The sequence below is a fragment of the Streptomyces sp. NPDC005899 genome (assembly GCF_040629645.1).
Lineage (GTDB): Bacteria > Actinomycetota > Actinomycetes > Streptomycetales > Streptomycetaceae > Streptomyces.
In genome coordinates, this window is sequence record NZ_JBEXWB010000171.1 from 1 (window position 1) to 12,758 (window position 12,758).

The following is a 12,758-nucleotide window of genomic DNA, read 5'->3' on the forward strand; positions in this document are numbered from 1 at the left end:
CGATCACCGATTGCCTTCGAGAACGCCCTCCACCTCACACCAACTACGCTGGCACAAGCCGCATAACCCGTGTTCAGGATCCGGGGTCAAGGCCCGATCTACGCCGCAGACTGCCATCCACCACCGGTGTGAGCACCCCGGAAGGCTGTCACACCAGCCCTTTGACCTGTGGATTCAGGTTGGCAGAGACTCGGTGAGCTCCAGTCGGTGAAGTGGAGTCCGAGCAGGTTGGCGTCCACTCCCGGACGGTGATCTTCTGCTCAGGTACGGCCGGCTCCTGCTCCTGGTCGCACTCCTTCTGCCGGTGACCCGCACCCGAGGCCAGGTACAAGTTGGCCTCGAATCGCCGGTCGCACTCCCCGCACAGAGACGGACGCTTCGCCGGAGAATCGCATCATCCGACGTGCTTGGTCGCCTTTCACCGTTCGTCGGTGAACGCGGCACCGCACTCAGTGCAGACGGGGCGCTGGGCGTGGGGTCAGAAGTCGTCCGGCCCTGCCACACCGCGTACCGGCTGCTGGCGTTCCTGGGCCGCGGCGATGGCTGCACGCCTGCAGGTGTCGCACAGGTGCGGGTGGGAGTCTGCGACCTAGATCTTCGAGCAGTCCTGGCATCGAAGTTCGGCCAACTGATGGGCTATCAAGTCATAAGCAGAAAGGTGTTTTTGGCGTTCTCTTCACGGGATATCCGCAGATGCCAGACTGGCCGACGTCCCGCCGGGGGTATGTCCATCGCCGTTCCGGGCGGGAGAGAACGGGAGCGGCGTTCCGCGTGTGGGAGGGGAACAGTGGCACCTCAGGAATCCTTGCTGAAGGTGTACGGAGACCGGTCGTACCGGCATGTGACGATGGCCCGACACCAGGGCACGACCATCGCGTTCGCGATGGACTCCGCCCGGCGGATCGTCTACTCCGTGTTGGATCTGGCCGGTCAGCAGTCCAAGGGGGACGCGGACGCCGCGTACTGGAGCGACAACCCGGCCGAGCTGGTCCTGCCCCGGGAGCTGGCTGAGGTGGGGTTCGCCGTGGTCGGGGCGACGGCGATGCCGACGGTCAAGCGGGGCGGGGCCGAGGCGGCGGTCGACGAGCGGCCGCTGGACAGCGAGATCGACCCGTACCTGTCCACCACCGCGCGACTGACCGCGGACGCCCCGTTCCACGTGGTGTCGGACGGCACGTACGTGGTGGTGCTGCGGCAGTCGATCGGCGAGACGCACCCCGACGCGGTGTACAAGCTGACCGACGGCGGCTGCTCCGGCAACGCCTCGCGCACCGATTACGTGCTGAGCGGCAGCAAGAAGGTGCCGCTGGTGCGCGACACCCTGCTGTGCGACCGCTTCCTGCTGGTGGACGGAAAGCTCAAGCCGGTGCTGGAGGTGCGGTACAAGCGCAGCCGGCACGCCACCCGTCCCGCCTCGGCCAAGGACACCCTGGGCACCGAGGACATGGAGGGCCGGCCGTTCCACGAGCCGACCCAGGAGCTGTCGTTCGTCCGCAACCTGACGCGGGGCCGTTTCGCCGCGGTGCTGGTGCCCACCGCGGTCAGCAGCGCGCGGCGCTGGCAGCTGTTCGCCCACAACGACGCCACCGGAAGATCGACAGTTTCAGCATCGAGCAGGGCGTCCAGGGGCTGTTCAACACCCAGGGCACGCGTTTCTACACCAGCCCCGACCCGCTCTACCGGGACGCGGTGTTCGAGCGCAGCCCGGGTACCTGCCCGTTCACCAACCAGGACCTGGTGCCGGTGACCAGCACCGAGGGGCACGCGGAGACCGCGCTGGGCCTGACCGGTGCCAACGACGGGCACGTCGACCTGGGCGACCCGGCGGCGCTGCGCTTCGGTGGCAAGGCGTACTCGATCGAGGCGTGGGTCAAGCCGGCCGCGTACGACCGGCCGGTGCTGTCCCGGGGCGGGGAGTACCGGCTCGGCCTGGACGCGGGCGGGTCGCTGCGCCTCGCTCACGAGGGGGCCGCGACGGCGGTCGTCTCCGCCGAGACCGTCCCCAAGGACGTCTACACGCACATCGCGGCCACGTTCGACGGGACGACCGCGAAGTTGTACGTCAACGGCAAGCTGTCCGGCAGCGGGGCGTTACCGTTCACGCCGGCCACGGGCGTGAACACCCTGATGGGCAAGCAGGTCTCCGGCACCACCGCCGAGCTCTTCGCGGGCGATCTCGACGAGGTGCGGGTGTGGAGCCGGGTACGGTCCGCCACCGAGCTCGCGGACGACCTGAACCACCGGCTGGTCGGCAACGAGGCGGGCCTGGTCGCCTACTACCGGTTCGACGAGGGCTCCGGGGCCACCGCCTACGACCAGAGCGACCGGGCCCTGCACGGCACGCTCAAGGGCGACGCGAAGTGGACCGGCTCGGACGCACCGGTGGGCGACCACCCCGGGGTGCGCCGCGACAGCTTCGTCCTCAAGGGGCGCACGGTCGAGTCCGGCATGTCCGCCGTGATCTACCACCAGCAGGAAAACGTCTCGGCCGGCTACCGGCCCGACCCCAAGCCCGCCAAACGGCAGGCCCGGGTGATGCTGGCGTTCGCCGCCAAGTACGGCCAGGAGCCGGCCCTGGTGAGCCTGGACTTCGCCGTCGGCCGCGACGGCCGACTCGCCCAGGTGCCCGATGTACTGGACCCGGAGGTGCTCCGGCGGCCTGTGAAGGGCCATGACTCCGAACAGGTCAGCGCCCTGCAGCAGTTGATCCGGCAGCTCGAGCCGGAGGTCGCCGCCCTGCCGACCGAGATCGCCCGACTGTCCGCTACGGCCGGCCAGGTCGCCTACTGGCAGGGGGACCACGACCGGCTGCTGCCGGGGTTCGAGCGGCTGGAGCGGCAATACCTCGCCGAGAAGGACGTGCCGACCGCCTGGAACTACGCCCTGGAACTGAAGACCCCGCGCGAGGTCGACGGCCAGGTGCTGCGGTACTTCAACGCCCCCATCCACACGTCGGTCCTCGTCGTCCTCAGCTCCTTCCGCTTGGGGGGCTGGCGGCTGGAGGACACCGGCGAGAGCCAGAACGGCAAGCCCTACTACTGGCTGGTCGGCAACAACCCGAACAACCTCGACCTGCACGTCCTCAAAAACTCCTCGGCGCAGAACACCATGCTGGACACGATCGTCCGCGAGCCGGGCAACCCCTTCGCCCAGTTCCAGCTGACAGCAGAGGGCGAGTACACCCGCATCGTCAACCGGGGCAGCAAGCTCGCGCTGGGCCTGCCCGCCTCGTTCCCGACCCCCACCCCGGTGCAGTCGAGCGAGTGCCTCACCGGCGACTCCGGCCTGATCCGGATGGTGCGCGTCTCGCTGCGCTCGGGAGTGGACACGGCCTACCTGCAGGCCAAGCAGGAGATGGACACCGTGCGCGAGCGCCTCCAGGAGGCGAGGACGGCCGTGAAGCGCGTCAACGAGCTCCAGCTCAGGCTGACCGGCAAGCAGGCGGAACTCAAGGACGCCCAGGAGAAGCTGGCCCGCCTGTCGACCGCCCTGCAGGGCGACGACGACCTGACCGTGGCCATGCCGCTGATCTCCGTGGACACCACCGGGCTCAGTCTCTCCGGCGGCCTGCTCGAATTCGCCCGCGGCACCGACCGGCCCGCACTGCTCGACAGCGGTACCGGCGCCGTCGTGCTGTACTTCCGCGGCGCCAACGAGCAGTTCTTCGCCGTCTACTACGACACCGCCGTCACCCGCGGGACCCAGCGGCTGACCGGCAACGGCGGCACACTCGGCTTCCTCGCCCGCGACCCGGGCGTCCTGCTGGACAACGCCGTCATCAAGGTGTCCGACGGTGACGCTCCCGGCCGCTGCGACCTGACGATCACCGTCGGCGGCGATACCGAGACCTGGCGCTCGCTGCCGCGCAAGGCCGAGCAGATGGCCGCCGCACTGGCCGGGCAGTCCGGGCAGGCGGTCACGGTCGGCACCGTCGCCCAGGTGACCGGCACCACCGTGGAGTTCACCGCGGCCATCACGGTCGCGGTCGCGGCCAAGGCCCACCTGCAGATCGGCGCCAACGGGTACGCCGCGTCCGCCGAAGCCCCGGTCGGCGCCAAGACGCTGAACCTCACCGCTGCGGGCACGGCGATCAAGCCGGGCGACACCGTCACCGTGGTCGGCTACGACTGGGCCCGCGCCGAGTCCACCCGGGTGGGGGTTCTGCTCTCCGCCGGCTCCCGGCTGATCACCCTGAACAGCGGCGGCGCCACCTCCGTGCCCAACGGCACGGCCATACCGGTCACCGGCGGCCGCGGCTGTCGCTGGCGGGCCGAGATGCCCGGCCGCGCCTTCCTGTTCGACGGCAAGGACCAGTACCTGACACTGCCGGCAGCCCAGCAGAAGAACGCCGCCCCCGCCGGCGACCTGACCCTGGAGGCATGGGTCAACCCCGAGGCCGGAGGGGGCCGGATCGTCCACGCCAGGACGGACGGATCGGGCTACTCCCTGGCGCTCACCCCGGCCGCCCTGCCAGCCTGGCAGTTCGTTAACGGCACCAAGGCCCAGCTGACTCCGTCGCTCGACCTGGCGAACCGGGACTTCACCATCGAGCTGTGGGCCAAGCGCAACCAGTCCCGGGGCCGCGTCGAGCCGCTGCTGTTCCACGGCGCGACGGACGGCCGGGTCGACCAGTCCCTGCACCTGTGGTTTCACCCCGACGAGACCTTCTACTTCTCGCTGTACGGCGACGACTTGAAGACCACCCGGGCCTACCCTGACCTGGAGTGGCACCACTGGGCCGCGGTGTACAGGAACGCCACCCGCGAGCAGATCCTCTACCGGGACGGCGTCGAGGTCGCCCGCCGCACCGCCACCGGCACCTACACCGGCAACGGCCCGCTGATCCTGGGCCACTTCCCGTTCACCGGCGACTACCTGGACGGGCAGATCGACGAGGTCCGGGTCTTCGGGCGGGCCCGCACAGCCCAGGAGATCTCCTCCGAGCGCAACCAGCGGCTGTCCGGCCGGGAGCCCGGACTGCTCGGCCACTGGACCTTCAACGAGCCGAACGGTCCGGCCTCGCCGATCAAGGGCTATCAGGTGGTCGCCCGGGTCGGCGACCGGCTGCTGCGGTCGGCCGACCGCTTCCCGTGCAACGAGTGGGCGCACCTCGCCGCAGCCTTCACCCAGGCCTGGGCGTTGCGCCTGGACGGCGGCGAGGGACTCTCGGTGGCCTCGCAGGACTCGCTGAACGTCCTGGAGGACCTCACCATCGAGGTGTTCGTCCAGGTCGACAAGGTGGGCGCGCCGATGGCGTTGGTCACCAAGGGTTCGGCCGTGGGCGGCGGCCGGGAGGGCGTACCGTACCAGCTGGGCGTCCTGGCCGACGGCCGGGTGGAGTTCGCCTTCGCCGAGGCCGACGGAAAGCCCGTCCGGTACGTCTCCGAACGGGCCGTCAAGCCCGGAGCCTTCCAGCGGATCAGCGTGGTGCGCCAACGGCGCAAGGCCGAGGTGTCCGCCGCCACCAGCACCCAGGCGGCCACCGCCGGCCAGCCCGAGCAGGAAATCCGCTTCTACCTCGACGGCGCGCTCGCCGGCACCTACGTCTACGGCGGTCCGGGCGCGCAGTCCAACAGCAGCGACCTGGAGATCGGCCGGGGTCTGCGCGGCATCCTGTGCGAGGTGCGGCTGTGGAGCTCCGCACGGACGTTTCAACAGCTCGGGCAGGCGGTCGCCGTGCGAGAGAAGGGGCTGCTGGCGCGCTGGGCCTTCGAGGAGAACGCCGGCAACGCCACCCTGGACGCCTCCGGCTCCTTCCCGGCCAAGCTGCGCGGCGCCCGCTGGACCCGCGACGTCGACCCGGCGGCCAGTCCGCTGCGGCTGTACCGCAACGGTGAGCCGCTGCTCGCCACCACCGCCCCGACCCCGGCGGACCTCCTTCCCTACGGTGACCCGCAACTCACCCTCGGCGCGCGGCTGGAGGGGGGCAAGCCCACCGAGCTGCTGACCGGCACGCTGGAGGAGGTGCGGATCTGGCGCACCGTGCGCACCCGGGAGCAGATCCTGGACAACCTGTTCACCCGCCTGCGCGGCAACAAGCAGGACCTGCTCGGCTACTGGACCTTCGACCGGGACTCCACCGCCGCCACCACCTCGGTGCGCGACGAGGGCCTGCGCGGGAACAACCTGGCCTTCTCGACGAAGCGGCCGCGCATCCTGCTCTCCACCGCGCCGGTGTCCACCGACACCGCCCAGGTCCGCTCAGCGCTCGCCGACGTCCGTACCCCGTTCCACGACACCGTCTCCGGCGCTCCCGCCGCCTCCGAATACGCCGACCTTCAGTTCGGCGCCAAGGGCGAGACGCTGGGCGTACTCAAGCGCTGCTACGGCTTCGTCCGCGACGGCCGCTGGCACCTGGTCACCGGCTACAAGGTGGGCGACTTGACCACCGAGTGGGTCGGCCAGGCCCAGTTCGACCCGCAGCTGATGGGCTACATCGAGGGCGCCCCGCCGGTGCCGTCGGAGAACCTCACCGGCAAGCCCGACGGCTTCCTCGCCGCCTCCTCGGTGGAGTTCACCGAGGCCGACCAGGTGGTGCACAGCCTGTCCGCCAGCAAGACCCGCAGCACCAACACCGCCTTCAACGTCTCCTTCGGCCTCGAGACCGTCGCCGACGTCATGACGGTCGCCGCGCCCCTCGGCTTCGGCACCGCCAGCCCGCTGGCCGAAGGCCAGCTCAAGATGGCCGTGACGGCCGGCCTGGAGTTCTCCAACACCTGGAGCGAGGACACCACCGTCAGCCAGGGCAAGAACACCGCCCGCAAGACCAAGCTGGAGCTGACCGGATACACCGAGGACGCCGCCAACGTACTGAACTCCGACCTCGGCCCCCGGTACGTGCCCGCCAACACCGGCATGGCGCTCGTGCAGTCGCAGACCGCCGACGTCTTCGCACTGCGCCTGGCGCACACCGGCGCCCTCGTCGCCTACCGGATGCTGCCCAACCCGGACATCCCGCTGGACTGGAACATCGTCCACTTCCCGATCAACCCCCGCTACACCAAGCAAGGCACCCTGGACGGCGGGGTCGGCTTCGACGCCTTCGGCAAGGTCACCGACCCCGACTACCCCACCGCCACCACCTACGGCGAGTACAGCTACTTCAAGCCCCGCGACGCGTACGCGCTCAAGCGCCGCATCACCCGCGACCAGCAACGGCTGCAGGCCTTCTACCAGTCGATCTCGACCGACGTCGGCCACAACTCGGGCACCGAGCCGGCCGAGACCCAGGCCAAGGCGGTCCTGCGCTCCATGGGCATGTCCGCCGAGCAGCAGGAAAGCGCCCGTACCGCCACCGGCAGCGCCGCCGCCACCGGCTTCTCCCACTGAGACCTGGTCAACACCTACGTCTGGACCGCCCAGGGCGGCTTCTTCGCCGAAACCACCGAGGCCACCGACGCCGTCAGCGAGACTACCTCCGGCTCGTACAGCTTCACCTACTCCTACGGCGGCAACCTCGACCTGAGTTTCGGCGCCCTCGGCCTCGGCTGGGCCTTCCACCTCGACGCCTCGCGCGGCGGCGGCTTCAGCACCACCCGGGCCAAGAGCAAGGAGTCCTCCCGCAGCTTCGGCCTCGACGTCCAGTGCGCACCCTCCAACGACCTGCAACGCCGCGACAGCAACGGCAAGCCGATGTACGACGCCGCCGGCAAGCCGGTCCTCGTGCCGGGCAAGGTCGACGCCTACCGCTTCCTCACCTTCTACCTCGGCGAGACCAGCGCCAACTTCGACGACTTCTACCACAAGGTGGTCGACCCGACCTGGCTGCAGGGCAGCAACGCCCCCGACGCGGCCGCGCTGCGCCAGACCCGCCAGAGCTCCGCCAAGCCCCCGTGCTGGCGCATCCTGCACCGCGTCACCTACATCAGCCGGGTCCTCGCCCCCGTCCCGCCCCCCGGAGCGCCGCCGCTGGAGAAGGCCATGCGCACCGAGAACATCGCCAGCAACTACGAGCTGATCAAACGCCTCGAACCCTACGTACGACCCGCGGCCACCAGCTCGGCCGACCCCGCCGCCGCCACTCGCAACGCCCTCACGGCCCACCTACCCGAACTCGCGCCCCACGCGGCAGAGATCACCGAATACCTCGGCCACTACTTCGGAATGGAGAACTGAGCCCCCGCCCGGCCCCCGACCCATCCGGGGGGCCGGGCCGGAGCACGGTGTGCCGCTGCCCACGGCGGAGCAGACCGCCGCGCCGGACCTCGCGGGTGCCGGCGCCGAGGTCGCCGCCCGCTGGACCCTCGACCCGCAGGAAGCCGTCATCCTCCTGCGCGAGATGCTGGCCGGCGGCGAACTCGGCGTGGACGAGGTCCTCGACGACGCCGTCGACTCCGCCGTGGGGACAGGCCTGCTGGCACTGCAGGAAGCACGCACCGCACCGGATCCGAGCACGGCCGCGGAACTCTGCCTGAGCGCCGTCCCCCACCTCGTGCTCGCCGTCACCCTGGCCAGCGCCGACCTCGACTGACCCGCGCCTTTGCACCAGCAGCCGACCCGAGGCGTCCCACCGACCAACGGGACGCCGCCGGACCAAGGGCCTACGTCCAGTCGATGCCGGGTCCGGCCGGTACGACCCGCTGCTCGTCGTTCAGCCGCGGGCCCAGCACCCGAACTCCGTGCCGGCCGGCTCCGCCGCCCGGTCGCCGCGACGTCGTCCCGCCCGCAGGCAGCGGTGAGCGGTACCGGGCGCTGGTTGCGTATGGGGAGCGACAGGTGCTGCGTCACTTCGGGCGGCCGCTCGCGTCACCCTGGGCCGGCCTCCCGGATTCTCCGTGGTGAGGACTCAGACCTCCCGCCGGCCCCGGCTGGGAGAAGTGGTGGCGATGGGCGGGGCGGCCTGGGGAAGCGGGCGGCGCTGCGCCGGCCGTGCTCCGGGGCAGGCGCCGGGACGCCGATCCGGGGTGGCTGCGGTTCGGCGGGGAAGCGGTGCGGGCCCCCGGCTTGGTTTGGTCGGGGGCCCGGACGGATGCTGGGGTCAGCTGGGCTGGTCGCCGGTGTAGCGGTAGATGTCGCCGGCGGTGTTGAGGTGCCAGGCGTTGCCGTCCGCGTCCGCGGCGATGTCGGTCGCGTTTCCGGAGATCTTCACCCATGGGTTGCTGCCGCTGGCGTCGTTGTGGGTGTTGATCCGAGAACACTGCCTAGTACAACTCGCCTGCGGCACCATCTGTCTCCGGCGCCTCCGGGCGGTATTCCGAAACGATCAGTTATACGCGCGCGTCCTTGACGGTAAAGGGGGAGGGAACGGCTTGACCTCAAGCGCGGCTGAGGTCGAATGATGGAGCCATGAACGAGATGACTGGCACGACGAATCCCCGGGACCACTTCGAGGTCACCACCCTCATCAGCGGCTTCTTCCGCACCATGGACGAGCGGCGGTTCGGCGAGGGCTGGCCTGGGGCCTACTTCACTGGTGACCTGCGGACGACGACGCCGCTCGGTGTGGCCGAAGGCGCCGACGCGGTCCGCCACGTGGAGGAGGCCACCGACCGGTTCGCCGCCACCCTGCACATCTCCTCCGACGTCCTCGTCCAGGCCGAACCGGGTGGGCGGACGGCCAATGCCTCCTGGAATGCCCACATGACCCACGTCCATCTGGACTCCACGCTCCGAGCAAGGGGCGAGGGTGCCAACCCCCTATTCACGGTGGGCGGTATTTACGAGGGGAAACTTCGCCGCACCGACAACGGCTGGCGCATCAGCCGCATGTCCGTGCGGGCCGTCTGGACCACGGGCGAGCCGCCTCTCCTGCCGGAGGAGACCGCCACCCGTGTCGCGGAACTGACCGGCGCCCGGGCATCGAGCCGAGCCCGGCGGTTCATGGGCGGAGCCAGATTCGGATCGAGGCTTGGGTGACGGGGCCGTGGAAGATATAGGCGCGCTTGTCGTATCCCGTCGCCACGGCCCGAAAGTTCTTCAGCGCGTTGATCATCCGCTCGACTTCGTTCCTACGCTTGTTGATCGCCTTGTCGAAACCTGTGGGCCGGCCGCCCTTGCTGCCACGGCGCTTGCGGTTGCCCCGCTGGTTCGGCCTTCTGGACGGCGAACACACGGCCCGGGTCGTCAAACGCAACGACACCCCGGGGGACACCAGCACGTTCGGAGGCCTCATCGCCGCGCCCGGGGGCGCCGTACCGAGCAAGCCGGCGCCCCGGGCCCGCCAGATCGAGTTCGTCGGGGACTCCCTCACGGTGGGCTATGGCAATGTGTCGGGCACCCGCGACTGCAATCCGGAACAACTCAAGCGAAACACCAACAGCGACGTGAGCCACAGCACCCTCGCCGCACGGCAGCTGGACGCCGATTACCAGATCAACGGCTTCTCCGGCCCCGGCACGGTGCGCAACGTCGCCGGCATCTGCCCGGACATCACGTACCGGACCTATTACGACCGCGCCCTGCTGAACGTGGACGACGACGTCTGGCAGAACCCCGGGACGTGGCGCCCCCAGATCGTGGTGGTCAACCTCGGCTCCAACGCCTTCACCGGCCTCACCCCCGGTGAACCGTGGACGCCCGACAGCCTCGCGGCCGCCCACCGCACCGCCTACGGCGAGTTCCTCCAGAAACTGCGGAGGCGCTACGGAGCCGGTACCACCCTCGTAGCCGTCGGTTTCGACAGCAACGCCGAGCACGCGTGCGGCAGGTGGTCGAGGCGCGCAACGACGCCGGTGACAGCCGCGTTCACTACTGGTTCCTCGATCAGTCGGGCCTGGACTTCCTCGGATGTGACGGGTACACCTCGGCTCACGACGACCGGGTGATCGCCGATCGGTTTGCCCCGTTCCTCAGGAGCCTGCCGACCAGATGGTGAGGAACGTGGCCACCCGTGAACCGCGCTAGGGACTGCTGTCCCCGCCGCCTCCGGCCCCCTGGGTGTCCTGCCGCTGGGCGACTTGATCACCTGAGTGGAGAGCAGCAGCACTGACGAAGGATGCGGGGGCCCGCTGGGGGGGTGCCCCTATCTCTTTGGTCAAGGTCGTGGGTCAGGATGGCGGCATGACGACCTGGTTCCGGACCTACTACGAGGACGAAGATCTGTGGCTGTATTTCGAGGCCGATGACGAAGGCTGGGCAGCGCGGCAGGTTGAGGTCCGGGGGCAGGACTCGCGTCCGGTGACGGCGGTCTCTTTGGAAGAGGTGCTGCACTTGCGTGATCATGTAGATCTCGCGGCGATGTTCCGCTATGAACGGCAGTACGGCGTTCTCGCCGAAGGTCCCATGGACGGCTGGCAGGACCAGCCCCAGGCGGCCGAGATTCCCGCGGAGGAGTTCGAGCGGCTGTGGGCTGAAGCACGGCGGGCTCTCGGCGATTCAGCCTGACTTGGCGGGTTGAGGTTCGTAGAAGGTTCCGTCGCGGAGCATCGCGAAGAGGACGTCGGCCCGTCGTCTGGCGAGGCAGAGCAGGGCCTGGGTGTGGTGCTTCCCTTGGGCGATTTTCTTGTCGTAGTAGGCCCGCGATGCCGGGTCGCCCAGGGCCGCGAACGAGGAGAGGAAGAAGGCCCTCTTGAGCTGCTTGTTTCCCCTGCGGGAGGGCTGTTCGCCTCGGATCGAGGACCCTGAACTGCGGGTCGCGGGGGCGAGGCCGGCGTAGGCGGCGAGGTGGCCTGCGGTCGGGAAGGTGCTGCCGTCGCCGACCTCGATCAGGATGCGGGCTCCGGTCCTGACGCCGACTCCCAGCATCGACCTCAGGACCTTCGAGAGAGGGTGGGCCTCTAGGAGTTCTTCGATCCGTCCGGCTAGGAGTTTGCGCTGTTCAAGGACGGCGGTCAGAGATTGGGCCAGGCTCGGGACGATCAGCGCGGCCGCCTCGGTGCCCGGAACGGTGACGGTCTGTTCGTCCAGAGCGGTGAAGATTTCCTCGACCAGCCGCTCGGCCATCCTCGGCGCTTTCGGCCGTAACAGCGTCACCAGGCGGCGCCTGCCGGCCTTGCGGATCTGAGCCGGTGATCCGAACAGCTCCAGGAGCGTGAGGACGGCCGGGTGCTGTAACCGCGGCCCCAGCACCCGCTCCAGGGATGGATGGATCTGGGTCAGCAGGCCGTGGAGCCGGTTCGCGACCCGGGTTGCCTCGCCGGCGAGGTCGTCGTCGAAGCCGACGATCATCTCCAGTTCGGCGATGGTCTCGTCTTCGCCGTCGATCGCTCGCAGCGTGTGAGGCATTGCGCGGGCGGCGTCCGCGATGATGGACGCGTCCTTCGCGTCGGTCTTGGCCTCGCCCGGGTAGAGGTCGGCGATTCGTCGCATCGTCAGCCCGGGAAGGTAGGCGACCGGGCAGCCCATGTCCCGGGCGACCGCCAGCGGCAGGGCGCCGATCGAGGCTGGCTGGTCGACCACGACCAGCACCGTTCCGTGCTTGGCCTGCAGCTTGGCGAACAGCTCGCGGAGCCTGGGTTCGGTGTTGGGCAGTCGCTTATCGAAAGCCTTTTTGCCGGCCGGGGTGACGGCGGTGGCGTGGTGTTCGCCCTTGCCGACGTCCAGGCCGAGGAAGACGTCGATGTCGCCGGTGTCGATCACGTGCAGGCCCCTCCGCTCACGCCTTTCGTCCGGCCTTGCCTCGGCACCGAGCTGCCACACCCACGTTACGGAGAGCTCTTCCGGCCTTGGGTGAAGCCGGTGCTCAAGCCCCTCATCAGCGGTCCGTCGATGCCTCCGGGCCCGGTGACACCACCCCCCGGATCATCAACCGCAACAAGGGGGGGAAGTCATGCCGGACCCGAAGGCCGGTAGCCCCATTGCGGATCCACGAAGACGGTCAC

General features: G+C 69.6%; 8 protein-coding genes and 1 pseudogene. 7 read left to right on the forward strand and 2 right to left on the reverse strand.

The window, feature by feature from the left end; translation table 11 throughout:
• Nucleotides 1–847 precede the first annotated feature (847 nt).
• The 5 genes from ABZ371_RS19445 to ABZ371_RS19465 all read left to right on the forward strand — a co-directional run bounded on the left by ABZ371_RS19445 (nucleotide 848) and on the right by ABZ371_RS19465 (nucleotide 9,855).
• A complete protein-coding gene (locus ABZ371_RS19445; protein WP_358680980.1) occupies nucleotides 848–1,747 on the forward strand; it encodes a hypothetical protein in 900 nt (299 codons plus the stop codon).
• Complete coding sequence (locus ABZ371_RS19450) at nucleotides 1,690–7,329, forward strand: LamG domain-containing protein (protein ID WP_358680983.1); 5,640 nt, start codon at nucleotides 1,690–1,692, stop codon at nucleotides 7,327–7,329. Before ABZ371_RS19445 ends, ABZ371_RS19450 begins: the two co-directional genes overlap by 58 nt.
• 303 nt (nucleotides 7,330–7,632) lie before the next feature.
• Nucleotides 7,633–8,115, forward strand: a complete 483-nt coding sequence (locus ABZ371_RS19455) for a hypothetical protein (protein ID WP_358680986.1) — start codon at nucleotides 7,633–7,635, stop codon at nucleotides 8,113–8,115.
• Nucleotides 8,116–8,164: 49 nt separating this feature from the next.
• Entirely contained in the window at nucleotides 8,165–8,470 is a 306-nt protein-coding gene (locus ABZ371_RS19460; RefSeq protein WP_358680989.1) for a hypothetical protein, read from the forward strand.
• Between the two features lie 815 nt (nucleotides 8,471–9,285).
• Nucleotides 9,286–9,855 (forward strand): nuclear transport factor 2 family protein, encoded by a 570-nt coding sequence (locus tag ABZ371_RS19465; RefSeq protein ID WP_358680992.1) that lies wholly within the window; start codon nucleotides 9,286–9,288, stop codon nucleotides 9,853–9,855.
• Here ABZ371_RS19465 and ABZ371_RS19470 read toward each other — a convergent pair.
• A pseudogene (locus tag ABZ371_RS19470) lies at nucleotides 9,818–10,030 on the reverse strand (IS5/IS1182 family transposase); the annotation flags it as partial. The gene ABZ371_RS19465 and the pseudogene ABZ371_RS19470 sit on opposite strands and share 38 nt — an antisense overlap.
• Nucleotides 10,031–10,205: 175 nt before the next feature.
• Here ABZ371_RS19470 and ABZ371_RS19475 point away from each other — a divergent pair.
• Together ABZ371_RS19475 and ABZ371_RS19480 are read left to right on the forward strand one after the other, a co-directional pair.
• On the forward strand, nucleotides 10,206–10,763 hold the full coding sequence (locus tag ABZ371_RS19475; protein WP_358680997.1) for a hypothetical protein: 558 nt from the start codon (nucleotides 10,206–10,208) through the stop codon (nucleotides 10,761–10,763).
• 235 nt (nucleotides 10,764–10,998) lie between these two features.
• A complete protein-coding gene (locus tag ABZ371_RS19480; protein ID WP_358680994.1) occupies nucleotides 10,999–11,322 on the forward strand; it encodes a hypothetical protein in 324 nt (107 codons plus the stop codon).
• Here the strand turns inward: ABZ371_RS19480 and ABZ371_RS19485 are convergent.
• Nucleotides 11,314–12,513 (reverse strand): IS110 family transposase, encoded by a 1,200-nt coding sequence (locus ABZ371_RS19485; protein WP_358680999.1) that lies wholly within the window; start codon nucleotides 12,511–12,513, stop codon nucleotides 11,314–11,316. The genes ABZ371_RS19480 and ABZ371_RS19485 overlap by 9 nt on opposite strands.
• Nucleotides 12,514–12,758 lie beyond the last annotated feature (245 nt).